We start from the raw sequence: 23,870 nt of genomic DNA on the forward strand, positions 1-23,870 counted from the left end.
AGCGTAGATGAAGATTCACCTGGGAACCGTCGGACACTTCGGGCTCGCGGTCCGTGATGCGAAGAAGAGCGCGGATTGGTGGCGCACGCTCTTCGATTTGAGAACGATGTTCGAGGACGATGATTACGTCGGCCTGACCAACGATGACATCACGATCGTCTTATTCCAGGGAACCCCGCATCCGAAGACGATCGAGCACATGTCGTTTCATCTGCCGGATTTGAAAGCGCTCAATGCGGCGCTCGACTGGCTGAAGCAGCACCAGGTCGACGTTGAGGATCCGGGCGACGAGATCGGCCCCGAGGCGCCCGGATCCCGGAACATGGGTCTATGGTTTCGCGACCCCGACGGCTACCGGTGGGAGCTTTCCGTTCTCTCTCGGCGCTAGCGCAAGGTCGAGAACCATCCGGCCATCGACCTTGCCCGCTTCGAGATTGGCGAAGATCTCGTTGATGTCTTCGAGCGGCGCCACGTGGATTTCGGCGCGCACCTGACCGCGGGTAGCGAAGTCGATCGCTTCGGCAAGATCCTTGCGCGTGCCGACGATCGAGCCGCGGATCGTCAGGCCGCGAAGCACGACGTCGAAGATCGGTGTCGTGAAGCCCCCCGGCGGCAACCCGACGAGCGCGACCGTTCCTTTGCGACGACCTCGACGAGCAGCTCGCCGGGTCCAGGGACGGGGACCGGGCGCTCTTCGATCGCGAGCGGTTCGCCGAATGCGCGAACGACCGCGGCTTTCATCGTCTTTTTCATGTCGTGGTTCTGCCTTCCTAAGGGCGATGTTAGGGAAGCTCTGAAGAAGTCGCTGTACCGATCGCAAGGAGCATTTCCGGTGCGAATCGAGGCGCATCCGAGGGAGCATAGCAACGAGCTCTGTGACCGAGGATGCAACGAAGACCCGCACCGGAAAATGCCCTTGCCCGAAGGGCTATGGCCGCGATGGCGCATCTCCATCGTCGTCGGCTCGGTCACAGAACACCCTGGCTATGCTCCCTCGCCGACTCCTCGGATCTGCGGCCATCGGGGCCAGAACGATCGGTGCATGGACTTCTTCAGAGCTTCCTTAGGTCGGCCATGTGAACATTTGGGGAACGCGATCTTCTCAGAGCTTTACACTCGCTCGGTCTATCCTCGAAATCTAGGAGGATACATCGTGACCACTCAAGTCATTACGCCGAAACCGCTCTTTGATGAAGCACTCGAGTTCGTCAGAAAGCTCGGTGTACAGACGCGATACGACAACTTCATCGGCGGCAAATTCGTGCCGCCAGTCAAGGGCCGCTATTTCACCGACACCAGCCCGATCAACGGTCAGCCGTTGGCGGATTTTGCGCGTTCGAGTCCCGAAGATATCGAACTTGCCCTGGACGCCGCACATCGGGCGAAAAGCGCGTGGGGGAAGGTTTCACCGGCGGAGCGCGCCGCGGTCCTGAACGCGATTGCCGATCGCATCGATAAAAATCTCCAAGTACTCGCCCGCGTCGAGACGATGGACAACGGCAAACCGATTCGCGAGACGCTGGCAGCGGACGTACCGCTCGCAGCCGATCACTTCCGCTATTTCGCCGCCTGCCTACGCGCCGAAGAGGGCGCGCTCACGCAGCTCGACGACCAGACGGTCGCGTATCATTTCCGCGAACCGCTCGGCGTGGTCGGACAGATCATTCCGTGGAACTTCCCGCTGCTGATGGCCGCGTGGAAACTCTGCCCCGCGCTCGCCGCCGGAAACTGCGTCGTGCTCAAGCCCGCATCGGAAACGCCGTTCAGCGTGATGGTGCTGATGAGTTTGATCGCCGACGTGCTTCCGCCGGGCGTCGTCAACGTCGTGAACGGCAAGGGTTCCGAAGTGGGTCAGGCGCTCGCGGCCAACCCGCGCATCGCCAAAGTCGCCTTTACCGGCGAAACCACGACCGGCCGGCTGATCATGCAGTACGCATCGGAAAACATCATTCCGATGACGCTCGAACTCGGCGGCAAATCACCCAACATCTTCCTGGCCGACGTGATGGATGCCGATGACGCATTCCTGGACAAGGCGCTCGAAGGCTTCGCGCTCTTTGCCTTCAACAAGGGCGAAGTCTGCACGTGCCCGTCCCGCGCGCTGATCCAAGAATCGATCTTCGAGAAATTCATGGAGCGCGCCGTCAAGCGGGTCGGGAAGATCAAAGTCGGCAATCCGCTCAATCCCGAAACGATGATGGGCGCGCAAAACTCGAAAGACCAACTCGAGAAGATCCTGCGCTACATCGGCATCGGCAAAGAAGAAGGCGCCAAGTGCGTCACCGGCGGCGGACGCGCCGAAGTTTCCGAAGACATCAAGAACGGGTACTATGTCAAGCCGACCGTCTTCGTCGGCAACAACAAGATGCGCATCTTCCAGGAAGAGATCTTCGGACCGGTACTCTCGGTCACGACCTTCAAGACCGTGGACGAAGCGATCGCAATCGGTAACGACACGCTTTACGGCTTGGGTGCCGGCGTCTGGAGCCGCAACGGCACGAACGCCTATCGCGTCGGACGCGAAATCCAAGCGGGCCGCGTGTGGACCAATTGCTACCATCTCTATCCGGCCGGTGCGGCCTTCGGTGGATACAAGCAATCGGGCTTTGGCCGGGAGACGTATAAATCGGATCTCGAGGCCTATCAGCAAACCAAAAATCTGTTAGTCAGCTACAGCGACAAGGCCCTGGGCTTCTTCTAAACGCCGAAATGGCCGAACGGGTCGTGTTCACGCCTGCAGCCGTCGCTCTCGTACGGCGACTGCAGGCGTGCCATGGCCCGTTGATTTTCCATCAATCGGGCGGCTGCTGCGAAGGCAGCGCGCCGATGTGCTATCGGGCGGGCGAGTTTCGCGTGGGCGCGAATGACGTCTTACTCGGTACGATCGAGGGGACGCCGTTCTACATCGGCGCCGAGCAGCTCAAGCAGTGGGGTGACCACATGCAGTTCATCATTGATGCCGTACCCTCGCACAGCGACAGCTTCTCGCTGGAGACGCGCGACGATATGCGTTTTACCACCGGAGCGCGCTCGTTCTGATGCGGGCGATGGTGCTCGAGAAGCCGGCGGCAATCGAAACCAATCCGCTGACGCTCAAAGATATTCCTCAGCCGGTTCCGGCCGAGGACGAGTTGCTCGTGCGCATTCGCACCTGCGGCGTCTGCCGCACCGACTTACACGTGACCGAGGGTGAATTGCCGCCGAAGCATCCGGCGATCGTTCCCGGACACGAGATCGTCGGCATCGTTGAACGCGCGGGCGCCGCGTGTACGCGCTTCAAACCCGGCGATCGCGTCGGCATCGCTTGGCTACGCGACACCGACGGCACCTGTAAATTCTGCCGGCGCGCACACGAAAATCTCTGCCCCAACGCTCGTTTTACCGGCTGGGATCACGACGGCGGCTACGCCGAGTTTGCCACGATTCGCGAAGCGTACGCGTACACTATTCCGGCCGCGATCGACGACGAGCATGCCGCGCCGCTGCTCTGCGCCGGGATCATCGGCTTCCGCGCGATCAAACGCGCTGCGATCGAACCGGGCATGACCGTCGGCCTGTACGGTTTCGGCGGATCGGCGCATCTCGCGCTGCAAGTGCTCAAGCATTGGAAGTGCCGCATCTTCGTGATGAGCCGGGGCGGCGTGCACCGCGATCTCGCCGGCGAGCTCGGCGCGGATTGGATCGGCGAGGCGGAGGACACCCCGCCCACGCGCCTGGACGCGGCAATCATGTTCGCGCCGGCCGGCAACCTGGTGCCGCCCGCCATGCGCGCGCTCGATCGTGGCGGAGTGCTCGCGGTCGCGGGCATCTATCTCACCGACATTCCCGCGCTGAACTACGAGCGCGAACTCTTCTACGAGCGCGAACTACGCAGCGTCACGGCCAACACGCGCGCCGACGGTGAAGAGTTTCTCCGCATAGCCGGCGAGATTCCGATCAAGACTTACACCGTGCCGATGAACCTAGAAGACGCAAACCGGGCGCTCACGATGCTCAAACACGACGAGCTGCGCGGCGCCGCCGTGCTGCACCTCTCCTGAAGCACGATGCGCGTTATCACGCTCAACGTCAACGGCATCCGGTCGGCGGCGCGTAAGGGGCTGTTCGCCTGGCTTGCGGCGCAAAACGCGGACGCCGTCGCACTGCAGGAGACGCGCTCGCAGGAGCATCAGCTTCCCCTCGAGGCCTCGGCGCTGGCGCGCTATCATAGCTACTACGTCGACGCTCAACGGCCGGGTTACAGCGGCGTCGCGCTCTATACGCGGCGCGAACCGATCGCGGTTACACGAGGCTTGGGGTGGCCCGACATGGACGCCGAAGGGCGCTACATCGAAGCGGACTTCGGCGATCTGCGCATCGCCAGCGTCTACGTTCCCTCGGGAACCTCCGGCCCGGCGCGTCAGGCGGTCAAAATGAATTTCCTCGAGCGCTTCCTGATCTTTCTCGCCGGATTGCGCAAGACCGGACGCGAGTACGTCATCTGCGGCGACTACAACATCGCGCACAACGCGATCGACACGTTCGATCCGGTACGCAACAGCAGCGTGACCGGTTTCTTTCCAGAAGAACGCGCGTGGATGGACGCGCTCGTCGACGGTGCCGGTTGGGTCGATGCGTTCCGGGTGGTCAATGACGAGCCGAAACAGTACACGTGGTGGCCGAACTGGCCGAAGGCCTATCCAAACAATCTCGGCTGGCGCATCGATTACCAAATGATCACACCGGGCTTGCGCTCGGCTGTTTCCGCGGCTTCGATTTATAAGCAGAATCGCTTTAGCGATCACGCGCCGCTTACCGTTGACTACGACCTGTAGAGTGGAAGTTCGAAAGGTCGGGTATACTAACAAGTATGACTACATTCGCATTGCAGCCTTCGGACTATGTGCCGTTGGCGATCGGCTTTTTCGGACTTGCCACGGGCTATTTCATCTATGGCGGGCAGGAGCTGTTCGGCTTTCCGCAGCGCACGCCCGAAGTCGACCGGAGCATGGGGCTGTGGGGCATTTGGATGCCGGGCTTCATGCAATTCGTTGCCGGCACGTATATCTTCGTCGGCTTGACGTGGTTTCAGGTGTTCAAAGGCGCGCCGCTTTACATGGCGGGTCTCGCGTTCACCGCGTACGGCGTACATTGGTTTGCGCTCGGCGGACGCCGCGTGATCGGAGGCGACGGCGCACCCGAATCCTGGATGTCGATCGCGTTCGGTTTGATCTCGCTCCTGGGCTTGCTGATCTTTTCCAGCGCCGGCGACGTTCCGGTGGCGTTGATCTTCCTTGGTCTGGTATTCGTTTATATCGCGGAAGGCCTCGAGCGCTTCGGCGTGGTGCACTCGTCCAAACCGCTTGGATTCTTCCACTGGGTCACCGGAATCTGGCTGATGTACTGCGCGTTCGCCGCGACGTTCAACATGGCGCTCGGCGCGCATTGGTGGCTCTAGCAGACTTCGTCCCGCGCCGATCCGGCGCGATCGAATAGAAGGCGCTCAGCGCGAACCCCTCGAACGAGGGGCTCGCATCCGCATTGTTCTTTCACGCGTGCGCCGCTGGAGCCGTACATGAACGAGAGCTCGCTGCTGACCGATCTCTATCAGCTCGCGATGCTTCAGGCGTATCGTCGCTATGGCTTCGACCGGATCGCCGTGTTCGAGCTCTCGGTGCGAACCTTACCGGACCGTCGCGGATTCCTCATGGCGGCCGGACTCGAGCAGGCTCTCGACTTTCTCGAAGCATTGCAGTTCTCCGCCGGCGATCTCGCGTATCTGCGTGCCGGCGGGCGATTCCCTGATGACTTCGTCGAATCGCTCTCGGACCTGCGTTTCACCGGTGACGTGGACGCGGTGCCTGAAGGCACGATCTTTTTCGCGCAAGAGCCGATCCTGCGGGTAACCGCACCGATGCCGCAGGCACAGCTCGTCGAGACGCGACTCATCAATCTGCTGCACTTTCAGACGCTGATCGCGTCGAAAGCGGCGCGGATGGTGCTGGCGGCACCGGGGAAGCTGCTCGTCGATTTCGGCTTGCGGCGAGCGCATGGCGCCGAGGCGGGCCTGTTGGCTGCGCGTGCTGCCTACATCACGGGATTTGCGGGGACCGCGACGGTGGAGGCGGGACAACGCTTCGGGATTCCGCTGTACGGAACGATGGCGCACTCGTTCATCGAAGCCCACGATCGTGAGGTCGTTGCATTCGAAGAGTTCGCACGCACCCGGCCGGAAGGGCTCGTGCTTCTGATCGACACGTACAATACGGAGCATGCCGCTCATGAGGTCGTTGCTCTTGCCGAACGGCTGGCGACGGCGGGAATTAGGATCCGCGGTGTGCGCATCGACAGCGGCGATCTCGCCGCGCAGGCACGGCGCGTGCGCGAGATCCTCGACGCGGGCGGCCTGACCGAGGTAACGATCTTCGGCAGCGGGGGCCTCGATGAGGACGACCTTGTGCGGTTCGTTCGCGAAGAAGCACCGATCGACGGCTTCGGCATGGGGACGAGTCTGGCGACCTCGAGCGATGCCCCCGCGCTTGATTGCGCGTACAAGCTACAAGTCTACGATGGGATTCCGCGCCGCAAGCTCTCTCCCGGAAAGGCGAGCTGGCCGGGAGCAAAGCAAGTCTGGCGCTCGTTCGACGATCGCGGCACGATGTTGGGCGATCGCATCGCGCTCGCCGGCGACGCGCGCGAGGGCGTACCGCTGCTGGCGCCGGTCATGCGCGCGGGCAAGCGCGTCCATCCGCAGCCTTCGTTGGCGGCGATCCGCAAGAACGCACGTGCAAATCTCGCGCAATTACCGCGGCCGCTGGCCTCCTTGGAACACGCGCGCTATCGCGTCGAGATCGACGAGGCCCTACAAGAACTCGCGGCCGCGACCGATCGTCGCATCGCCGAATAAAGAGCGTCTTCGGGTCGATCATGACGGCGTCACCATCACCGGAACTTTGGAGCGGCGCACGACGCCTTCGGCGACGCTGCCGATGAAGAGGTGCGCAAGCCCCTTGCGGCCATGGGTACCCATGCAGATCAGCCCTACCTTGTTTTCATCGGCGAGGCGCAGGATCTCATCGCACGCATCGCCTTCGCCGGCTGCGGTCGTAACGTTGAGGCCGCCGGATTCGCAGGTCGATTTCTGCTTGTTCAACAGGTCGGCACCGGAATCGCGCATCATCTGGATCGCGTCGATCGGATAAGGCGTCTCATAGCCGGCGACCGCGACGAGTTTCGAAACGTCGACCACGTTGACCAAGAGCAGTTTGGCGCCGTCCTCTTTGGCGAGACGACAGGCCAGTTCGACGGCCGATTTCGCTGCGTCCGACTCGTCGACCGCGACGAGAATCGTATTGAACATGTGGTCTCCTCTCCTACCACGTCCTCAGGCCGGGAGCAAGAGGAACGTGACTGTGAAACAGTTCGATGAATGGTCCGGTGTACGCGAGTACCGCCAGCACGAGCGCGACGGCGCTCCAGCGGAAGAGATGCTGCAATATCGCCGGTGTCGGAGCGCCGGCTTCGGCCGGTGCGAAATCGGCGAGCGTGTCATGGGTCTTCTCGTTTTTGAACAGCGTGCCGATCGCGACGGTGGCGAAGAAGCAGATGCTGATGAACAGTATGCCGCCGCCCGCCGCTGCAAGGAGCATCGCCGGCTCCCATGGCGCCGCTGCGGCGGCGCCCGCGTAGTCGACCGAGGCCGTGCGGCGCGGCGCGCCGAGCAATCCGGCGTAGTGCATCGAGAGCGACATGATCAGCATTCCGATGAACCACAGGCGCGCTTGCCAGAGCGCGATGCTGCGGCCCCACAGTTCGCGTCCGGTCAACCGCGGGATCAGCCAATAGGTCGCGCCGATGAACGTCAGTGCCACCGGTCCGCCGACCGTCGCATGGAAGTGGCCGACGATCCAAATCGTATTGTGCACCAACGTATCCATGCTGTACGAAGCGTTGACCATGCCGCCGAAGCCGCCGAGGATGAAGAGCAGCATGCCGTAGCCGGCGGCGGCGAAGAATGGATCGTTCCACGGCAGCGAGGTGACCGTGCGAATGAACCCGCGCTGCCCGTTCTTGATCGCCGCGAGTTCGAACGAGGCGAAGATCGCGAACGCCGTGAGGAACGAGGGGATGACGACGCCGTAAGTCATCACCATGTGCAGGAGTTTCCACTTGCTGGCGATCGGCTCCATGAACTCGTGATGAATGCCGACCGGCGTCGAGAGAATCAGGAGCATGAGGAAGGTCAGACGCGCGAGGCCGTCGCTGAAGACGGTTCCGTTGTAGCGTGTCGGGATGATCGTGTACCAGATGACGTAGGCGCCCATGATCCAGAAGTACACCAGCGGATGGCCGAAGTACCAGAAGAACATGCGGGTGAGCAGCACGTTGATACCGGGCGTCCACCCGAACGCCCAGGGAATCAGCAGGTACATCTCGGCGACCACGCCGAGCGTCGCGATGATCCACATGAGAAAGGTCGTCGCCATCATGAACACGGGCAGCGGAATCGGTGCGCCCGGATGATTGCGCCGGAAGTAGAGAACGTTTTCGAAGACTTCGTAGGCGACGACCCAGGTACCGAGCACGAGCACCGTCGCCCCGAGATAGAAGAACGGACTCGCCTTGAGCGGCGCGTAAAACGTGTAGAGCACGGTCGCGTTTCCGGCAAGGATCATCGCCGCCGCGACCGCCGTTCCGATGAACATCAGCCACCAGCCGATCCATCCCACCGTCAGCTTTCGATCCGGACGGGCGATGTTGCGATAGAGCACGAACTCGGCTAGACCGGTGATGAAGAAGGTTGTGAAAACCAGCGCCATCAACACGCCGTGCGCCGTGAGCATGCGGTAGTAGTCGAACCACTGCGGCGCTTGCAGGGCGTCCGCGCGCGAAAATGCTTGAAGGACGCCGAACACGGCGCCGAGACAGACGGCGATCGTGGCCGTGTAGACGTGGGCGAGCACGAGCCGGTTCTCGGCGGGGTTGGAAGCGACAGCCGATTGCATCACTTGACCTCGATCGTTCCGTACATGTTTTGGTGACCGATCCCGCAGTACTCGTTGCAGACGAGCAGATAGGTTCCGGCTTTGGTGAAACGGTAGGTCGCACTGTTGACCCATCCGGGAATCGCCATGATGTTGATGTCGGTGCGGGCGATCTCGAAGCCGTGCACGACGTCGGAGCTGGTGACGTAGAACGTCACGGTGCTGCCGAGCGGGATCGTGAGCTTGGACGGGCTGAACATGAAGACTTGGGCGACGTAATAGGCCTCGTAGTTGCCGTCAGCGGTTTGGCGTAAACCCGGATGATCGAAGGGCGGCGTCGAGCCAACCTTGGTCGGTTCGATGGTCGCAGAGCCGGTCGGTGGGTTGATGTTGTCGGCGAAAGCGGCGATGAAGATGGTGGCCATGAACACGACCAGCATGGCGAGGCCAAAGGTCATCCACCAGCGTTCGTAGCGGTGAATGTGCATCTACCAGCGCTCCGCCATCAACGCGAATAGGGCAAACCAGCCGATGAGGAAAGCAACGCCGATGCCGAGCACGAAGGCCAAAGTGCCGGGTAGCGGAACGTCCCGCTCGTCAGAGTCGGTTTTCATACTGCAACCCTAGCGGCGGCGGGTTCGGAAGTAAGGAAGGCACCTTCCCAGGTCCTGGAACATTCGGAGGAGCGCGTGTCGGGCACGGTCTTGATCGTCGAGGACGAACCGCAGATCGGCGACGTCTTGGCGGGATATTTACAAGCTGACGGCTTCACCGCCACGGTCAGTTCGACGTTTGCGGATGCGATGGCGGCGCTCGACCGCAGCCGCCCGGATCTCTTACTGCTCGACGTAACGCTGCCGGACGGCAGCGGGCTGGACATCCTGCGCGCGGTTCGCGAACGCGACATCCCGGCGATCGTCGTTACGGCGCGCGCTGACGAGGTCGATCGGATCGTTGGGCTCGAGATCGGCGCCGACGATTACATCACCAAGCCCTTCAGCCCGCGCGAGGTCGTTGCGCGCGTCCGCGCCGTCTTGCGGCGCGCGCAGGGCAGCGGCGGCGGGAGTTCGGGCGATCTCATTCGGATCGGCGATCTCGAGATCGACGTCGAAGCGCACGAAGTGCGGGTAGGAAAGCATCAGGCGCATTTGACGCCGTCGGAATTCCGGTTGCTGGAGGTGCTGGCGCGCAATGCGGGCGTGGCCCTCACCCGCGCGCAACTGCTCGATAAACTCAGCGACGACGGTTCGATCTTCGAACGAACGCTGGACCGGCACATCAACAACTTGCGGCGCAAGATCGAGCCGGACGTGCAGAACCCGGCGTACGTGTTGACGGTCTACGGCGTCGGCTACAAGATGCGCAAGCTGTAGTGCTCTTTTGCATCGGCCGCGATCTCGCCGGCGATGCCTTTCAGGAACGAATCGAGGCTGCGCCGGGCCACATTGCGGAAGACGGTGCGGTCCAGAAGCGCGCCGATGATGCCGAAGGGCGGCGTGTAGAACCCCTGCAGCCAAAGCTCGGCGGCGTTTCCGACCGGGGTGAGGCTCAGCGCGCCCTCGAATGCCGGAAAGATTCGTTCGCCGGATGCCGCGTGGATCGAAAGACCGTACTCCCAATGTACCGGGCGCTCGGCCACCCTCAGCTCGGCGGGAATTCGCACTTCGCCGGCGACGCCGGCGTGAAGGTCAGTCAGCTGTACCGCGAGCGCGAATCGATCCGGTGACGTGCCGGCCTTTGCCAGCGCCTGCATGACCCGCGCCAGCGATTCACGCGCCGCCGGCGGCGCCATCGCGACCGGCAGGGTGAGTTCGATCCTCCGCGCGCGCATCTTCAACGTTCAGCGCCGGTTTGTGCCGCATCTCGTACCGCGTCCGCAAGCAGTTCGCGCGCGCGATTGTACGGGCAGTTGAGGTAGCGGCGCTGGTATAATCGTGCCATGCGGCTATCATGGCGAGCCGATGGGAAGCGCGAGGGAAGAACTACGGAATGAGCATCGCGACGGATCTCGACGGCCTTCCGCGCCGGGTAGCGCGCTGGGCGAAATCGCTCGGACCCGGCTTAATTACGGGTGCGGCGGACGACGATCCGTCGGGAATCGCGACCTATTCCATCACCGGCGCGTCGACCGGCCTCTCGATGCTCTGGGCCGCGCTCGTTACCACGCCGATGATGGCGGTGATCGACGGAACCTGCGCTCGCATCGGGCTCGTCACCGGTGCGGGATTGATGTGGTCGCTGGTGCGCAGTATGCCGCGGGTCTTCGCGATCGCGCTCGCGCTCCTCGTCGGCGTGGCGAACACGTTCAACGTCGGCGCCGACTTGAACGCGATGGCGGTCTCGGCGCATCTGCTCGCGCCGGTTCCGATGGAAGTGTGGCTCGTCTTTTTTGCCGCGGTCATCGTCGTCGTCGAGGTCTTTTTCACGTATCGCGCGTTTGCCGACATCATGCGTTGGCTGTGCATTGTGCTCTTCGCCTATATCATCACGGCGTTCGTCGTGCACGCCAATTGGCCGGTCGTGTTGCTCAACCTCATCGTTCCGCACGTTCGCTGGAACGCCGGCTGGCTCACCACGCTCACGGCCGCGCTCGGCACGACCATTACGCCGTACCTTTTTTTCTGGCAAACGTCGATGACGGCAGAAGAGCGCCAGGCCCGGCGCACGGCGAATCAGGATTCCGATCCCACACCGCGGCGCGTCGCGGATGCGCATGCCGACGCGAACACGGGCGCGATCTATTCGAATCTGGTGATGTTCTTCATCATCGTCACCTGCGCATCGACGCTCGGCGCGCACGGCTCCGCGAACATCGCAACCGCGCAAGATGCGGCCGAGGCGCTGCGCCCGCTGGCCGGCAATTTTGCCTTTACGCTCTTTACGATCGGGATCGTGGGAACCGGACTGCTGGCGGTTCCGGTTCTGGCCGGCTCATCCGGCTATATGTTCGCCGAGTTGTGGGGGTGGCGCGAAGGGTTGGATCTGAAGCCGAACCGGGCGCGGGGCTTTTACACGATCATCGTCCTGGGCGTCGCGGCCGGAGCGACGATGGGTCTCTTTCATCTCGATCCGATCAAAGCGCTGTTTTGGTGCGCGGTCCTCAACGGGATCGCCGCGGTACCGCTGCTGTACGCGATCATTCGCATCGCGCGCGATCACCGCGTACTCGGGAAATGGGTCATATCACGGACCGCGCTGGTCTGGTTGTGGCTCGCGTTCGGGTTGTTGCTCCTGAGCGCGCTCGGCACGTTTGCCTCTCCCTTCATCTCGACCTCTTGAGGAGATCGCGAGCGCGGCGAAGTGACTCGGCGATCGCCTCCAGGCGCTCGGGCGTCGCCGGAACGATGCCGTCGATCATCCCCTCGACGTTCGCCAGCGCGATGCCGAGGAGGTTGCCGAGATCGTGCCGGATATTCTTGTCCTGCATGTCCGATACTCCGGCGTTTTCGCTCGAGGACCTGGCGGGAAGCCGTTTTCCGCTGCTCGAGTACGCGCCCGACGCGACGCTGATCGTCGACGCCGACGGCCGCATTCGCCTGCTGAACGCGCAGGCCGAACGGCTCTTCGGCTACTACCGCGAGGAATTGATCGGCCAGCCGATCGAGATGCTGATCCCGGCGCGTTATCGCACGCGGCACGTCGGCGAGCGCAAGGGATACTATCACGATCCGCACGTTCGTCCGATGGGCGTCGGCCTCGAGCTGAACGGACTGCGTAAAAACGGCAGCGAGTTTCCGGTCGAGATCAGTCTGAGTCCGGTCAACACGAGCGACGGCACCTTCGTCTCCGCGTCGATTCGCGACTCGAGCGAACGCAAGGCGTTCGAACGCCGGCTGCAAGAACTCAACACCGAACTCGAAACGGCCGGCCGCGCCAAGGACCAATTTCTCGCTTCGATGAGTCATGAGTTGCGGACGCCGCTGAACGCGATCATCGGTTTCACCGGAACGCTCCTCATGCAGCTCCCGGGACCGCTGAATCCGGAACAGGAGCGCCAGCTCGAAATCGTGCAATCGAGCGCGCAGCATCTGCTCTCGCTGATCAACGACATCCTCGACTTGGCGCGGATCGAATCGGGAAAGATCGAACTGCATTTCGAGCCGATCGTGGTGAGGGAGGTCGTCGACGATGTAGCGTCCACGCTCGCCGCGCTCGCGCTCGAGAAGGAATTGGAATTTACGACGCAGATTGCCGACGCGGGCGAGCCGATCGTGACCGACCGGCGCGCACTCCGGCAAATTCTGCTGAACTTGGCGAACAATGCGCTCAAGTACACCGAAGCCGGCGGGGTGCGTATCGACGTGTGGAGTTCCAACGCGAACGGCCGGTCCGCAATTGCCTTTAGCGTGAGCGACACCGGAATCGGAATCAAACCCGAGGATCGGGAGCGCCTCTTCCAGGCGTTCAAACAATTGGATCCCTCGAATACGCGCCGGCACCAGGGAACGGGGCTTGGGCTCTATCTATGCCGAAATCTTTCGAGCATGCTCGGCGGCGAATTGACCGTGACCAGCGAGTACGGCAAAGGCAGTACCTTTACGTTTACGTTGCCCCGATAGTGCGGGCCATGGCGCGGATTCTCGTGATCGACGACAACGCGGTCAATCTCGATCTGATGCTGTACTTGCTGCGCGCGTTCGGCCATGCGGCCGAGGGACGATCGGACGGCGAGGCGGGTTTGGAAGCCGTCCGCGGCGGGCAGTTCGACCTGGTGCTGACCGACGTGCTCATGCCCGGGATCGACGGCTACGAGCTGGCCCGGCAGCTCAAGGCCGACGAGCGGTGTGCGGCGATTCCTCTGATCGCGGTGACCGCGCTCGCGATGCCGGGCGACCGCGAGCGCATCGCCGGCGTCGGGTTCGACGGCTATATCGCCAAACCGATCGAACCGCGCACGTTCGTCGCGCAAGTCGAGGCGCTTCTGCATCGCGAGGGTCGCTAAAATGGCCAGCGTGTTGGTCGTCGATGACGATCCGAATGCCCGGCTGCTGGTCACGACGCTGCTGGCGCACGCCGGTCACAGTGCGATCGCGGCGGCCGACGGCGCGCAGGGATTCGAGATGGCGATCGCGTGCCGCCCGGATCTGGTGATGATCGATCTCGCGATGCCGGCGATGAGCGGTCCCGAGTTCATTCGCTCGCTGCGGGCCGACGAGCGTACGCGAGGCACGCGGGTGGCGCTCTACACCGCCACCGAAGTCGATGCCGCCCTGCGGGACTTCATGGCGATCTACGATATCGCCGGCGCTCTCCCCAAGCCCGCCGACCCTCGGCGCCTGCTCGCCGAGATCGAAGCACTTTTGAAATAAGGAAAGACCTGAGAACGCCTGCTTCCCGGATAGTTCACCTGGGCTTGCTACGGTGCGTCCTACATGAGGCGCACGAGATCATGAAGGAACTCCGCGAACGAATCGACGTCGCCGCTCCGGTCGAGCTTACCGAGGCCGGCCTGATGGCGTTCTTCGACGTCCGGCAAGACGCGAACGGGGTCACCCGTATGCGCCTTCGCGTCGTGCTGGACGGCTCGCATGTCGCGATCGAGCGCGAGGTCCGGGTTACGGCACGGGCCGGCCGCGACGACGAGGGCCTCAACGACCTGGTGCGCATCACCTGGCAGCCCGAGGGGACCGTCGTCTTCCCGCAGTTCGAGGGCACGCTGGTCGCGTGGGGCGGCGAGGATCCCGCGAGCAGCGTCATCGAGCTGCGCGGTCATTACGCGCCGCCGCTGGGAGCAGCCGGTCAGGTCTTCGACGAGGCCATCGGCTTACGCATCGCGCAGGCGACCGCACACGAATTCCTGCGCGACATCAAGCGCGAGATCGAATCGCGTGCCAAATTTACGAAGCGAGCGCCGAACGGAGAGTGATCGGGACCGCGCGCAGCGCCTTGCTGATCGGGCACGAGGCTTCGGCCGTTTTGGCGTAATTCTCGAACTCCGCGGCTGAAATTCCGGGAACGAGGCCGCTGATCGCGAGCTCGATTTGCGGAACCTTCCAGCCCTCGCCCTCGCGTTCGAGATGAACGGTTGCCGTCGTCTCGAGCGAGGTGGGCGGATGGCCGGCGCGGGTGAGCACCGCGCTGGTTGCCATCGTAAAACAGGCAGCGTGCGAAGCGGCAAGCAGCTCTTCCGGATTGGTGCCCGGATCGCCCGAGAAGCGCGTTCCAAACGAGTACGATGCCGAGACTTTGCCGCTCGCGGTCGTGATATCGCCATGTCCCTTTGCAACGTCGCCGGTCCATTTCACGGTCGCGGTGCGTGCGATTTGATCTTGTGCCATATCCGGTCGGACACCGGATGTTCGGGTCAGGGTTGCGGCGCCGCACGCAGCCGCCAGGCCCAAGCCGAAAGAATTGCCAGCGTGAGCGCCGCGGCGGTCAGCGCCGTCGCGACGCCAAAGCGGAAGACCAGGAGCGCGCCGATCAGTGCACCGGCGAACATGATCAGTACCGATGCGACGCGGCGCCGCACGCGCGTGTTCGTTCCGCCGGCAAGCGTCGAATCGGCGGCGATGCCGGTGATCGTCGTCGTGACCACGGTCGTGGTCATGTCGGGAACCTTCAAACTGCGGACCGCGGCATTTTGCAATCCCATCGAGATCGCGAGGATCGCGGTGATGGCGTAACCGCTGGGGCCGGCGATCGCGAAGAGCGAGGCCGACAGCGCGGCGGCGAGCATCAAGACGATTTTGACGACGGTGGTAACGGAGAGCAGATGCGCGCCGCTCTCGCCGACGCGGCGGCTCAAACGGCCTCCGACGAGCGCGCCGCACATGAACGCGGCGATGGCGACGAGCGATCCGGCGATCGAGATGTCCTTCGCCCCACCGATCGCAAAGCCCAAGAGCACGACGTTGCCGGTCATGTTCGCCACGAACACGTGCCCGAGTTTGAGGAAGCTGACCGCGTCGATCAGCCCCGAGACGAGCGTGAGCCCGAAGAGCAGCGGGAGTAGTCTATATTCGCTCATCGTAGAGCGCGGCGTCGTCGTCGTTGAACGCGCAAAAGATCACCTCTTCGGGCTGTGCGTTCGCTGACGACCACTCCTTGACCGCCGCGATCGCGACATCGGCCGCGCGGTCGCGCGGATAGCCGTAGATTCCGGTCGAGATTGCCGGAAACGCGATCGAACGCGCACCGGCCTTTGCCGCGGCGTTCAAGGCGGAGCGATAGGCGGATGCGAGCAGTTCGGGTTCGTTTGCCGTTCCGCCGTGCCACACCGGGCCGACCGCGTGCACGATCCAGCGTGCCTTCGCACGAAATCCGGGGGTTACGCGCGCCTCTCCCGTCGGGCACGGCGCGAGCGCCCGGCAGGCCGCATCGAGTTGCGGTCCGGCGGCGCGAAAGATTGCGCCGCAGACGCCGCCGCCACGCGCGAGCGCTTCATTGGCCGCGTTGACGATCGCATCGACCTCGAGCGTCGTGATGTCGGCGGTAACGACGCGCAGCATCTAATGTATTGCGCCGCTTTCCGCGAGCAATGGACGACCCGGACGGCCGCTGCGCGTCGCGACGATCTCGGCCAGAATCGAGATCGCGGTTTCGGCCGTCGTCGTACCGCCGATATCGAGCCCGACCGGACCGTGAATACGATCGAGCGCGCGCTCGTCAAATCCTTCGGCGCGCAGCGCGCTGCGGCGCGCGGCCTGTGCCCGCCGGCTGCCCAAGAGTCCGATGTACGGGGCGGGCGAACGCAGCGCACAGCGCAGCGCCGGCAGATCGAATTTCGGATCGTGCGAGAGCACGATCAGTGCGGTATCGCCGGAGAGCACATGCGGGAGATATTCGTCGGGCCACTCGCGTACGATCGCGTTCGCGTCGGGAAGGCGCTCGTAGGTCGCGAACGCGTGGCGGGGATCGACGACGACGATTTTGAGGTCCATCCGCCGCCCGATCGCGGCGAGATCGGCCGCGAGCGCGGTCGCGCCCACGACGATCAAGGTTTGTTTCGCGGGAAAGACGTGTTCGAATCCGCCGATCTGCACCCTCACCGCGCGCTCGCCCTCACCGATCGCGAACGCGTCGTCGAGAAACTCAATTCCCGGGCGCCAGACCAGCAGACGCATCACCGCACCGCACGCCGTGCCGCCCGCGAGTTCGTCGTCGGTGTCGAGGTTGATCTCGAGCGTACGCAGCGCGCCGTCGGCGAGCGTCGCCTGCGCGGCTTCGATGATTTCGCTCTCGTAACAGCCGGCGCCGATGTTTCCGGCGATCCGCCCGTCCCCGTCGACCGCGACCGTCGTTCCGAGGGGTGCCGGCTTGGCTGCGCGGAGTTCGCAGAGCGTCGCAAGCGCGAAACGGCGCCCCTCTTCGAGCCAGGCAGCGGCGGTAGCGAACACATCGCGCATCGGGCCGACTTCGATTCCGGACGCAAATCCCCCGGCGATTGCGCTACATCCGGACTTCGACGCCCAAGCCGACGCGGCGATCCGGCGGCGGCTCCAGATCGTCGACGAGCGAACGCGACGCGCGCGAGAGCCAGCTGAAGAGCGCGCGCCCTCCGCGGTGCATGCCGCCCTTCTCGAGTCCGACGATGGCGGGCACGGCGTAAAAGAAGGTCGTGTGCTCGTCGTTCATGTTGAAGTCGAGTTTGTCGCAGGCCCGCAAGATGTACGTCAACTGCGGCGTCTCCATGTACCCGAAACTCGCCTTCACCAGGAAGAGCGCGGGGCCGAGCTGTTCGATCGCGACACGCCGCACTTGCTCGACGTAGGGTCGCGAAGCGGGCAGAACGTTGAGCAGTATGACGATCTTGTCCTCGAGGAACGCGGGCATCCAGAGATGACGCCGCACGAACGGGATGCCGGAGGGATCGCTGGTGAGCAGCACGCTGCGCCCGGTCGGATTCGGCACCGGTTTGCGCTGCGTCGAATACTCGGCGACCGGCTCTTGATCCATGGCCAGCGCGCGCGCCAACGAACGGCGCCCGTGCAGCCAGGTGAGGGAGATCGTCGCGATCACCGCGCTGATCGCCAGCGGGACCCACGCGCCGTCGATGAATTTTGGCAAGCCGGAGGCAACGAAGAGCAGGTCGACCACGAAGAAGAGGCCGATCGCCGGCAGCACCGCGCGTTTCTTCCACTTGAAGACGTGCGTCCCAACCACGTAGAACGCGATCGTCGTCGCGAGCATCGTGCACGCAACGGCGAGTCCATACGCCGATGCCAGGCGCGCACTGCTGCGAAACGTGAAGACCAAGATCAGACAACGACGCAGAGCAGCGCATTGACGAACGGGATGTAGACTTGCCCGCGCTGCGCTTGCGAGGTGTGGACCACACGCATGCGGGGACTCAAATTCATCGCGATGGCTTGCTCGCAAAGGGTGAACGCGCCGGAGATCAGTGCTTGCGAGGCGATAACGGTCGCCGCCGTCGCCAGCACGACCATCGGCATCAGCATCCAGCCGCCGGTCAGCGCATAGAACGCGGACGTGAGCGCTGTTGGATTGCCCAAGAGGTTCGCGCCCTGACCGAAATAGTTGAGCAGCAGCGACGGAAAGACGATGCCGTACCACGCCAAGGTGATGGGGATTCGTCCGAAATGTGAAAGATCGGCAAAAAGCGCCTCGGCGCCGGTGAGGCACAAGATGACGCCGCCGAAGACCAAGAAGCCGCCGGCCCCATGATGAAACACGAACCAGAGTGCGTGCCGCGGATCGATCGCAGCAACGATCGCCGGGTGTTGCAGGATTGCTCGCGCACCGGCGATCGCGATCGCGGCGAACCACGCCAGCATCACCGGCCCGAAGAACGAACCGACGTTCTGCGTTCCACGCGATTGGATCAGGAAGAGCGCGAGCAGCACCGCGCCGGAGATCGGGACGATAAACGGCTGCGCCGCGCTGGTCGCGACCCCCAAACCTTCGACTGCCGAGATCACCGATATCGCCGGCGTGATCATGCCGTCGCCGATCAGCATCGCAGCGCCGATGACCACGACCGGAATCAGCCAGCGCGCGCCGTGCAGCTTCCCGATCAGTTTGGGCGGCGAGGCGAACGCGAGCAGGGCGAGAATTCCACCTTCGCCCTCGTGGTCGAATCGCATCAGAACGCCCACGTATTTGATGCAGACGACGACGATCAGCGCCCAGGCGATCAGCGAGATAATGCCGAGGGTGTTTTCGAAGGTTGGCGGGGCATTTGCCGACGTGAAGCACGTGCCAAGCGTATAGAGCGGGCTCGTGCCGATATCACCGAAGACGACGCCAAGCGCGGCAAGCGCCATGGGCCCGGGTATTTGCAGGCGTCGCATGCCGCCGCATTCGCCGGGCCCCTGAACGCTCCTCGCGTTGGTTAAACGCCCTTATCTAGTTCGCGCGTCATTCGCGCGTTATTCGACGTTGACGCCGACCGTCTGTCCGATGTTGGTGAAGAATTGATCGGCCATACGCGCAAAGTTCCCCGACGATCCGGCTCCGAAACGCACGTTCAGATCCGTCATCACTTGCGAAGCGACCTTCGCGCCGAAGAGCTGGCTGAACAAATGATCGATATCGAACGTTCCGCCTTGCTGCATACCGGCTTGGACGAGCGCGGTCGCGAGAGCCTGTCCGCTGAGTTGGCCGGGCGGGGGCATCGAAACGTTGTCTTCGCCGGCGACTTTCCACGCGTCGGAGATCGCGTAATCGAACATGCGAATGAACTGGTTGACGTTGGTTTGACCGTATTGTGCCGCGATTTTATTTTCGTTGGTGAGCACAGTGTCCGGGCCGACCATGCGGTCGAAGGCGCGGATGGTCGAATAGCTTCCGGCGCCGCCCCCGGTGGCGATCAGCGTCGATCCGAGGTTCAGGTTCGAACCGGCAGGGACGAGGGCGAGCAACAACGCGGAGGCAAACATCGTGGCGAGCATTTTCATGTTCGTAATGTACCCACGCGCTCTGTTGCTAAATGTACGAAGCGCTCGGTTGAAGGAATCGGATAGCGCTCGGCTGATAACGTCGTGTATGAAGCGCATTCTCGTCGCCGTTCTTGGCGTTCTTTTTATCGGCGGGCCGCTTGCCGTGCATGCAGCAACCGCCGCGCCCTCCACGCAGCAATTGATGAGCAAGCTGGCGTGGCGCAGCATCGGCCCATACATCGGCGGGCGCGTGGTCGCGGTCGCGGGCGTCCCCAGCGACCCCGATCTCTTCTACATGGGCGGCGTTCAGGGCGGCGTCTGGCGCAGCACCGACTACGGGTTGAGCTGGGAGAACATCACCGACGGGAAGATCCCCGGAATCGCGACGAGCATTGGTGCCATTGCCGTGGCACCGTCAAATCCGAAGATCATCTACGCCGGAACCGGTGAGAGCGACATTCGCGGCGACTTCGACACCGGTGACGGCATCTACAAGACGACCGACGCCGGTAAGACCTGGCATTACGCGGGGCTGAGCCAGACGCACATGACCAGTTCGCTGGTCATCGATCCGCACAACCCGAACGTCGTCTACGCAACCTCGATGGGGCACGTTTTCGCACCCAACTCCGAACGCGGCGTCTTCAAGACGACCAACGGCGGAAAAACGTGGAAAAAAATTCTCTACGTCGACAATGCGACGGGTGCGAACAACATCGTGATGGACCCCCGCAACTCGAGCGTGCTCTACGCGACGATGTGGCAGGCGCAACGCTCGCCGTGGAACCTCACCAGCGGCGGCCCGGGCAGCGGCCTCTACAAAACGCGCGACGGCGGCGCGCACTGGAGCAAGATTTCGACCAATCCGGGTTTTGCGAGAGGGATCCTGGGCAAGATGGGCGTCGCCGTCGCACCGAGCAATCCGAACGTCGTGTACGTGATGGTGCAAGCCGATCACGGCGGCGTCTATCGTTCGGATAACGCGGGCGCGACGTGGAAGCGCGTCAACGCCGAGTGGAAGCTGCGTCAGCGCGCCTTCTATTATATGGCGATCTACGTCGATCCCACCAATGCGAAGGTAGCGTATGCTCCCGAGGTCGACGGTGAGTGGAAGACCACCGACGGCGGCGTCAGCTGGAAACCGATCTCGCCGCCGCACGGCGACTGTCACATCATTTGGATCAATCCTCACAATCCGAAGATTCTGCTCGAGGGCGACGACGGCGGTGCGACCGTTTCAACCGACGGCGGCAAGACCTGGAGCACGCTCTGGAATCAGCCGACCGGACAGTTCTATCACGTCGCACTCGACGATCAGTTCCCCTACCACGTCTACGGCGCGCAACAAGATGAGGGCGCGTTCGAACTTCCCAGCGCATCGAACGAGGGGCTCGGCATGAACGCCGTTCATTCGGTCGCGCTCGGCGAGAGCACGTACATCGCCGTCGATCCGCGCGATCCGAACATCACCTACGGCAGCGGGTACTACAGTTCGATGGCCCGCTTGGACACGGCCACCGGTGAAGAAAAGAACGTGAGCCCGTGGCCCAAATACATGAGCGGCGCGCCTTCCGAGCAAACGAAGTACCGTTTCGGGTGGACGCATCCGATTCTGTTCTCGCCCGCCAAGCCCGACGAACTCTTCGTCGCCAGTCAAGTCATCTTCAAGAGCGACGACTTCGGGCAGACCTGGACCGCGATCAGTCCCGACCTCACCCGTAACGACAAGCGCACCGAAGGGCCGAGCGGAGGGCCGATCAACAACGACATGAGCGGCGCGGAGACATTTCCCGACGTCGCCTCGCTCGCGATCTCGCCGCTGGACGGGGACGTCATTTGGGCCGGCTCGGCCGACGGGCTCGTGCACGTGACCACCGACGGCGGCGCGAACTGGAAACTGGTGACGCCGCCGGCCTTGCCGCAGTGGGCGCAGATCAGCAGCATCGAACCCTCGCACACCGACAAGGGCACGGCGATCGTCACCGCCTCGCGCTACATGTGGGACGACTTCCATCCCTACATCTATAAGACGACCGATTACGGCGCGCACTGGGCCGCGATGACGGCCGGTCTGCCCTCGGATCAATACGTCTTCGCGGTGCGCGAAGATCCGCGCGATCCGCGTGTGCTCTTCGCCGGAACGCGCAGCACCGTCTACGTTAGTCTGAACGGCGGCGCGCGCTGGCAACCGCTCACGCTGAACCTACCGGGCGTGCAAGTGCGCGATATTGCGATCGATGCGCGCCAGGGTCAGGTCGTGGTTGCGACGCACGGGCGCTCGTTCTGGATTTTGGACAACCTCGCGCTGCTCGAGCAGCTCGCGACCGACGCGAACCAGTCGCTCTTCGCGCCCGAGACGGCGTGGCTCTCGCACGCCTACGGGAACGGCGGCTTTGCTCCGCCGGGCGTCGGATCGAATCCCGACTACGGCGCGACGGTGTACTTCTACGTTCCGAAGGGGTACAAGGGCCGCACGCCGGTCACACTGACGTTCCTGGATTCGAACGGTAAGACGGTGCGCAGCTACACGTTGCATCTGAAGAATCCAAAAGCGAAGAAGATTCCGGACTACACGCTTGCGCTCGAACCCGAGGTTGCGCAGCGCGCCTATGCGATGCGCAATCTCACCGCGATCGAGCCGGGAATGAACGCGTTTCAGTGGGATCTTCGCTATCCCGGCGCGACCGAGATCAACGATCTCGTTCTCGAGTCGACCGACGACTTCAGCGACGAGCTATTCGGGCCGACCGTCCTTCCCGGAACCTATACCGTGGTTTTGAACTACGGCGGCAAGACCTCGCGGCAAACCTTCGAGGTGAAGTTAGATCCGCGCTTGCATCCGGGTTCCGATGAGCTGGCTGCGCGACTGGCGCTCGCGACGCAGATCAGCGACACGCTCGATACGATGGACCGCACGATCAACGCGGCCATGGCCGCGCGGGCCCATCTCCCGGCGGCGAAGGTCGCGCAGATCGACGCGATCGTCGCGAACCTGGCGCAATTCAAAGTGCACTCGGACGAAGGCGATCTCCTCAACGAAACCAAGCTGCGCGATTACCTGGCATTTCTGATGAACGAACTCGACCTCGCGTATCAAGCGCCGACGCCGGCCGAACAGTCGACCTACGAGGAGCTGCGCGTCCAAGCCGACGCCGCGGTTGCCCGGCTGCAGGCGCTCATGCGGTAGCTCGTGCTTCGGTCCAAGCCAAGATTGCGAGCACCGCGGCCGCGGCGGCCGGCAAGAAGAGCGCGCGCAGACCGAACGTGCCGTAGAGCATCGCGCCGAGTGCCGCGCCCACGATCATGCTGAACCACATGATCGCGTAGGGTAGCCATGCGGTGCGCGGACCCGAGAACGCGTCGACGATCTTCTGACTCATGAGCACGAGCGTTCCGGTAACGTAGGTGAGATTCGTCTGAGTCTCGCCGACTCTTCGAATCGCGGCGTTCTGCACGCCCATCGCCAGCACGACCGGGATGATGCTCGCAAAATTCCCGCGATCGAGCGCTGCGGCGGTAGCGAGAAGCGCGGCATCGAGCGCGATCACCGCGGATCGTCCCCACGCTCCGGCGAGGCGAAGCAGCGCAAAACCGATGACGCCGCCGATCACGAAAAGCGCGACGATGGAAGCCACTTCACCCGGTTTACCGTGCTGACCGCGAACCAGTGCGATCGCAAGCTGGGTCGAGTTGCCGCTCATGAACGAGACGAAGAGGTGATTCAGGCGCAGAAATCCGATCGCGTCGACGCAGCCGGCGACGGCGATGAGCGCGGTTCCCAATTCGAATGCGGCGCGTTCGCTCGCGCGGCCTGAATTCACCGGCGGTTTCGTTCGACTACGGCGATGATGATCAGTCCGAAGGCGACGAGCCGGCCGAGATAGGTGAACGGCGAGTTGGCTTCGGGCTCGCTGGTGAGGATCAGCGCGAACCGTTCGAGTCCCAAGATCAGAAAGCTGATGGCGAACCACGCGAAGAGCCGGTCCGACGTGCGCCGGTAAAAGCGCAGGAAGAAGAGAGCGATGACAAGGCACACGAGCATGACCGCGCCGGAGAGGAAGTCGTACAT

Annotated in this window: 30 protein-coding genes; 14 read left to right on the forward strand and 16 right to left on the reverse strand. The window is 63.2% G+C overall.

Translation table 11 applies throughout. The features are described 5' to 3' along the window. Positions 1 to 7 precede the first annotated feature (7 nt). A complete protein-coding gene (locus VMF11_01200) occupies positions 8 to 388 on the forward strand; it encodes a VOC family protein (protein ID HTU68910.1) in 381 nt (126 codons plus the stop codon). Here VMF11_01200 and VMF11_01205 read toward each other — a convergent pair. Beyond that, a complete protein-coding gene (locus VMF11_01205) occupies positions 329 to 616 on the reverse strand; it encodes a hypothetical protein (GenBank protein HTU68911.1) in 288 nt (95 codons plus the stop codon). The genes VMF11_01200 and VMF11_01205 overlap by 60 nt on opposite strands. 537 nt (positions 617 to 1,153) lie before the next feature. On the opposite strand from VMF11_01205, the gene VMF11_01210 reads away from it, so the two are divergent. The 6 genes from VMF11_01210 (at position 1,154) to VMF11_01235 (ending at position 6,886) form a co-directional block, all read left to right on the forward strand. Beyond that, complete coding sequence (locus VMF11_01210; GenBank protein ID HTU68912.1) at positions 1,154 to 2,701, forward strand: aldehyde dehydrogenase family protein; 1,548 nt, start codon at positions 1,154 to 1,156, stop codon at positions 2,699 to 2,701. An 8-nt stretch (positions 2,702 to 2,709) separates the two neighbouring features. Beyond that, positions 2,710 to 3,039 carry a DUF779 domain-containing protein gene (locus tag VMF11_01215; protein ID HTU68913.1) on the forward strand — a complete coding sequence of 110 codons (330 nt, stop codon included), beginning with the start codon at positions 2,710 to 2,712 and terminating at the stop codon, positions 3,037 to 3,039. Further along, positions 3,039 to 4,040 (forward strand): zinc-dependent alcohol dehydrogenase family protein, encoded by a 1,002-nt coding sequence (locus VMF11_01220; GenBank protein HTU68914.1) that lies wholly within the window; start codon positions 3,039 to 3,041, stop codon positions 4,038 to 4,040. Before VMF11_01215 ends, VMF11_01220 begins: the two co-directional genes overlap by 1 nt. A gap of 6 nt (positions 4,041 to 4,046) precedes the next feature. Next, positions 4,047 to 4,814, forward strand: a complete 768-nt coding sequence (locus VMF11_01225; protein HTU68915.1) for an exodeoxyribonuclease III — start codon at positions 4,047 to 4,049, stop codon at positions 4,812 to 4,814. Positions 4,815 to 4,849: 35 nt separating this feature from the next. After that, positions 4,850 to 5,437: a hypothetical protein gene (locus tag VMF11_01230; protein HTU68916.1), complete on the forward strand. Its 588-nt coding sequence runs from the start codon at positions 4,850 to 4,852 to the stop codon at positions 5,435 to 5,437. A 117-nt stretch (positions 5,438 to 5,554) separates the two neighbouring features. Next, positions 5,555 to 6,886 (forward strand): nicotinate phosphoribosyltransferase, encoded by a 1,332-nt coding sequence (locus VMF11_01235; GenBank protein ID HTU68917.1) that lies wholly within the window; start codon positions 5,555 to 5,557, stop codon positions 6,884 to 6,886. A gap of 18 nt (positions 6,887 to 6,904) precedes the next feature. Here the strand turns inward: VMF11_01235 and VMF11_01240 are convergent, their stop codons facing one another. Genes VMF11_01240 through VMF11_01255 form a run of 4 tightly spaced genes read right to left on the reverse strand, consistent with a single transcriptional unit; the run spans position 6,905 to position 9,577 of the window. Next, positions 6,905 to 7,339, reverse strand: coding sequence for a universal stress protein (locus VMF11_01240; protein ID HTU68918.1), 435 nt, complete (start codon positions 7,337 to 7,339; stop codon positions 6,905 to 6,907). A gap of 13 nt (positions 7,340 to 7,352) precedes the next feature. Then, on the reverse strand, positions 7,353 to 8,984 hold the full coding sequence (locus tag VMF11_01245) for a cbb3-type cytochrome c oxidase subunit I (GenBank protein ID HTU68919.1): 1,632 nt from the start codon (positions 8,982 to 8,984) through the stop codon (positions 7,353 to 7,355). After that, entirely contained in the window at positions 8,984 to 9,451 is a 468-nt protein-coding gene (locus VMF11_01250) for a cytochrome c oxidase subunit II (protein ID HTU68920.1), read from the reverse strand. The genes VMF11_01245 and VMF11_01250 overlap by 1 nt, the downstream gene beginning before the upstream one ends. Continuing rightward, positions 9,452 to 9,577 carry a hypothetical protein gene (locus tag VMF11_01255; GenBank protein HTU68921.1) on the reverse strand — a complete coding sequence of 42 codons (126 nt, stop codon included), beginning with the start codon at positions 9,575 to 9,577 and terminating at the stop codon, positions 9,452 to 9,454. It abuts the gene before it with no gap. Between the two features lie 75 nt (positions 9,578 to 9,652). On the opposite strand from VMF11_01255, the gene VMF11_01260 reads away from it, so the two are divergent. Beyond that, positions 9,653 to 10,336, forward strand: a complete 684-nt coding sequence (locus tag VMF11_01260) for a response regulator transcription factor (GenBank protein HTU68922.1) — start codon at positions 9,653 to 9,655, stop codon at positions 10,334 to 10,336. Here VMF11_01260 and VMF11_01265 read toward each other — a convergent pair. Further along, the gene (locus VMF11_01265) at positions 10,315 to 10,794 is read right to left on the reverse strand and encodes a hypothetical protein (GenBank protein HTU68923.1); all 480 of its coding nucleotides are present in this window, start codon (positions 10,792 to 10,794) and stop codon (positions 10,315 to 10,317) included. The two genes, VMF11_01260 and VMF11_01265, sit on opposite strands and share 22 nt — an antisense overlap. 158 nt (positions 10,795 to 10,952) lie before the next feature. On the opposite strand from VMF11_01265, the gene VMF11_01270 reads away from it, so the two are divergent. After that, positions 10,953 to 12,242 carry a divalent metal cation transporter gene (locus tag VMF11_01270; protein ID HTU68924.1) on the forward strand — a complete coding sequence of 430 codons (1,290 nt, stop codon included), beginning with the start codon at positions 10,953 to 10,955 and terminating at the stop codon, positions 12,240 to 12,242. On the opposite strand, the gene VMF11_01275 is transcribed toward VMF11_01270, so the two are convergent. After that, a complete protein-coding gene (locus tag VMF11_01275; protein HTU68925.1) occupies positions 12,226 to 12,390 on the reverse strand; it encodes a hypothetical protein in 165 nt (54 codons plus the stop codon). The two genes, VMF11_01270 and VMF11_01275, sit on opposite strands and share 17 nt — an antisense overlap. On the opposite strand from VMF11_01275, the gene VMF11_01280 reads away from it, so the two are divergent. The 4 genes from VMF11_01280 (at position 12,389) to VMF11_01295 (ending at position 14,829) form a co-directional block, all read left to right on the forward strand. Next, positions 12,389 to 13,522 (forward strand): ATP-binding protein, encoded by a 1,134-nt coding sequence (locus tag VMF11_01280; GenBank protein HTU68926.1) that lies wholly within the window; start codon positions 12,389 to 12,391, stop codon positions 13,520 to 13,522. The two genes, VMF11_01275 and VMF11_01280, sit on opposite strands and share 2 nt — an antisense overlap. A gap of 8 nt (positions 13,523 to 13,530) precedes the next feature. Further along, positions 13,531 to 13,905, forward strand: a complete 375-nt coding sequence (locus tag VMF11_01285) for a response regulator (GenBank protein HTU68927.1) — start codon at positions 13,531 to 13,533, stop codon at positions 13,903 to 13,905. Between the two features lies 1 nt (position 13,906). Beyond that, entirely contained in the window at positions 13,907 to 14,272 is a 366-nt protein-coding gene (locus VMF11_01290; protein ID HTU68928.1) for a response regulator, read from the forward strand. Positions 14,273 to 14,352: 80 nt separating this feature from the next. Beyond that, positions 14,353 to 14,829 (forward strand): hypothetical protein, encoded by a 477-nt coding sequence (locus VMF11_01295; GenBank protein ID HTU68929.1) that lies wholly within the window; start codon positions 14,353 to 14,355, stop codon positions 14,827 to 14,829. Here VMF11_01295 and VMF11_01300 read toward each other — a convergent pair. From VMF11_01300 to VMF11_01330, 7 genes are all read right to left on the reverse strand, one after another. Next, a complete protein-coding gene (locus VMF11_01300) occupies positions 14,801 to 15,241 on the reverse strand; it encodes an OsmC family peroxiredoxin (GenBank protein HTU68930.1) in 441 nt (146 codons plus the stop codon). The two genes, VMF11_01295 and VMF11_01300, sit on opposite strands and share 29 nt — an antisense overlap. Positions 15,242 to 15,267: 26 nt before the next feature. After that, complete coding sequence (locus tag VMF11_01305) at positions 15,268 to 15,930, reverse strand: YoaK family protein (GenBank protein ID HTU68931.1); 663 nt, start codon at positions 15,928 to 15,930, stop codon at positions 15,268 to 15,270. After that, the gene (locus tag VMF11_01310; protein ID HTU68932.1) at positions 15,917 to 16,411 is read right to left on the reverse strand and encodes an O-acetyl-ADP-ribose deacetylase; all 495 of its coding nucleotides are present in this window, start codon (positions 16,409 to 16,411) and stop codon (positions 15,917 to 15,919) included. Before VMF11_01310 ends, VMF11_01305 begins: the two co-directional genes overlap by 14 nt. Further along, positions 16,412 to 17,308: an XdhC family protein gene (locus VMF11_01315; protein HTU68933.1), complete on the reverse strand. Its 897-nt coding sequence runs from the start codon at positions 17,306 to 17,308 to the stop codon at positions 16,412 to 16,414. Positions 17,309 to 17,351: 43 nt separating this feature from the next. After that, positions 17,352 to 18,158: a KUP/HAK/KT family potassium transporter gene (locus VMF11_01320; protein HTU68934.1), complete on the reverse strand. Its 807-nt coding sequence runs from the start codon at positions 18,156 to 18,158 to the stop codon at positions 17,352 to 17,354. A 2-nt stretch (positions 18,159 to 18,160) separates the two neighbouring features. Beyond that, complete coding sequence (locus tag VMF11_01325; GenBank protein ID HTU68935.1) at positions 18,161 to 19,213, reverse strand: KUP/HAK/KT family potassium transporter; 1,053 nt, start codon at positions 19,211 to 19,213, stop codon at positions 18,161 to 18,163. A 78-nt stretch (positions 19,214 to 19,291) separates the two neighbouring features. Then, entirely contained in the window at positions 19,292 to 19,819 is a 528-nt protein-coding gene (locus tag VMF11_01330) for a hypothetical protein (protein ID HTU68936.1), read from the reverse strand. Positions 19,820 to 19,907: 88 nt separating this feature from the next. On the opposite strand from VMF11_01330, the gene VMF11_01335 reads away from it, so the two are divergent. Beyond that, on the forward strand, positions 19,908 to 22,988 hold the full coding sequence (locus tag VMF11_01335; GenBank protein ID HTU68937.1) for a hypothetical protein: 3,081 nt from the start codon (positions 19,908 to 19,910) through the stop codon (positions 22,986 to 22,988). Here VMF11_01335 and VMF11_01340 read toward each other — a convergent pair. Both VMF11_01340 and VMF11_01345 read right to left on the reverse strand, forming a co-directional pair. Continuing rightward, positions 22,978 to 23,622, reverse strand: a complete 645-nt coding sequence (locus VMF11_01340) for a YoaK family protein (GenBank protein HTU68938.1) — start codon at positions 23,620 to 23,622, stop codon at positions 22,978 to 22,980. The genes VMF11_01335 and VMF11_01340 overlap by 11 nt on opposite strands. Next, positions 23,619 to 23,870 carry a DUF5985 family protein gene (locus VMF11_01345; GenBank protein HTU68939.1) on the reverse strand — a complete coding sequence of 84 codons (252 nt, stop codon included), beginning with the start codon at positions 23,868 to 23,870 and terminating at the stop codon, positions 23,619 to 23,621. Before VMF11_01345 ends, VMF11_01340 begins: the two co-directional genes overlap by 4 nt.

Source organism: Candidatus Baltobacteraceae bacterium (genome assembly GCA_035502855.1).
Taxonomy (GTDB): domain Bacteria; phylum Vulcanimicrobiota; class Vulcanimicrobiia; order Vulcanimicrobiales; family Vulcanimicrobiaceae; genus Aquilonibacter.

What these genes read in the sequence shown, in the direction of transcription:
- VMF11_01200 (HTU68910.1), top strand. Translation starts at nt 8, where the DNA reads ATGAAGATTCACCTGGGAACCGTCGGACACTTCGGGCTCGCGGTCCGT.
- VMF11_01215 (HTU68913.1), top strand. Translation starts at nt 2,710, where the DNA reads ATGGCCGAACGGGTCGTGTTCACGCCTGCAGCCGTCGCTCTCGTACGG.
- VMF11_01220 (HTU68914.1), top strand. Translation starts at nt 3,039, where the DNA reads ATGCGGGCGATGGTGCTCGAGAAGCCGGCGGCAATCGAAACCAATCCG.
- VMF11_01225 (HTU68915.1), top strand. Translation starts at nt 4,047, where the DNA reads ATGCGCGTTATCACGCTCAACGTCAACGGCATCCGGTCGGCGGCGCGT.
- VMF11_01230 (HTU68916.1), top strand. Translation starts at nt 4,850, where the DNA reads ATGACTACATTCGCATTGCAGCCTTCGGACTATGTGCCGTTGGCGATC.
- VMF11_01235 (HTU68917.1), top strand. Translation starts at nt 5,555, where the DNA reads ATGAACGAGAGCTCGCTGCTGACCGATCTCTATCAGCTCGCGATGCTT.
- VMF11_01240 (HTU68918.1), bottom strand. Translation starts at nt 7,339, where the DNA reads ATGTTCAATACGATTCTCGTCGCGGTCGACGAGTCGGACGCAGCGAAA.
- VMF11_01245 (HTU68919.1), bottom strand. Translation starts at nt 8,984, where the DNA reads ATGCAATCGGCTGTCGCTTCCAACCCCGCCGAGAACCGGCTCGTGCTC.
- VMF11_01250 (HTU68920.1), bottom strand. Translation starts at nt 9,451, where the DNA reads ATGCACATTCACCGCTACGAACGCTGGTGGATGACCTTTGGCCTCGCC.
- VMF11_01255 (HTU68921.1), bottom strand. Translation starts at nt 9,577, where the DNA reads ATGAAAACCGACTCTGACGAGCGGGACGTTCCGCTACCCGGCACTTTG.
- VMF11_01265 (HTU68923.1), bottom strand. Translation starts at nt 10,794, where the DNA reads ATGCGCGCGCGGAGGATCGAACTCACCCTGCCGGTCGCGATGGCGCCG.
- VMF11_01270 (HTU68924.1), top strand. Translation starts at nt 10,953, where the DNA reads ATGAGCATCGCGACGGATCTCGACGGCCTTCCGCGCCGGGTAGCGCGC.
- VMF11_01280 (HTU68926.1), top strand. Translation starts at nt 12,389, where the DNA reads ATGTCCGATACTCCGGCGTTTTCGCTCGAGGACCTGGCGGGAAGCCGT.
- VMF11_01275 (HTU68925.1), bottom strand. Translation starts at nt 12,390, where the DNA reads ATGCAGGACAAGAATATCCGGCACGATCTCGGCAACCTCCTCGGCATC.
- VMF11_01285 (HTU68927.1), top strand. Translation starts at nt 13,531, where the DNA reads ATGGCGCGGATTCTCGTGATCGACGACAACGCGGTCAATCTCGATCTG.
- VMF11_01290 (HTU68928.1), top strand. Translation starts at nt 13,907, where the DNA reads ATGGCCAGCGTGTTGGTCGTCGATGACGATCCGAATGCCCGGCTGCTG.
- VMF11_01295 (HTU68929.1), top strand. Translation starts at nt 14,353, where the DNA reads ATGAAGGAACTCCGCGAACGAATCGACGTCGCCGCTCCGGTCGAGCTT.
- VMF11_01300 (HTU68930.1), bottom strand. Translation starts at nt 15,241, where the DNA reads ATGGCACAAGATCAAATCGCACGCACCGCGACCGTGAAATGGACCGGC.
- VMF11_01305 (HTU68931.1), bottom strand. Translation starts at nt 15,930, where the DNA reads ATGAGCGAATATAGACTACTCCCGCTGCTCTTCGGGCTCACGCTCGTC.
- VMF11_01310 (HTU68932.1), bottom strand. Translation starts at nt 16,411, where the DNA reads ATGCTGCGCGTCGTTACCGCCGACATCACGACGCTCGAGGTCGATGCG.
- VMF11_01315 (HTU68933.1), bottom strand. Translation starts at nt 17,308, where the DNA reads ATGCGCGATGTGTTCGCTACCGCCGCTGCCTGGCTCGAAGAGGGGCGC.
- VMF11_01325 (HTU68935.1), bottom strand. Translation starts at nt 19,213, where the DNA reads ATGCGACGCCTGCAAATACCCGGGCCCATGGCGCTTGCCGCGCTTGGC.
- VMF11_01330 (HTU68936.1), bottom strand. Translation starts at nt 19,819, where the DNA reads ATGAAAATGCTCGCCACGATGTTTGCCTCCGCGTTGTTGCTCGCCCTC.
- VMF11_01335 (HTU68937.1), top strand. Translation starts at nt 19,908, where the DNA reads ATGAAGCGCATTCTCGTCGCCGTTCTTGGCGTTCTTTTTATCGGCGGG.
- VMF11_01345 (HTU68939.1), bottom strand. Translation starts at nt 23,870, where the DNA reads ATGTACGACTTCCTCTCCGGCGCGGTCATGCTCGTGTGCCTTGTCATC.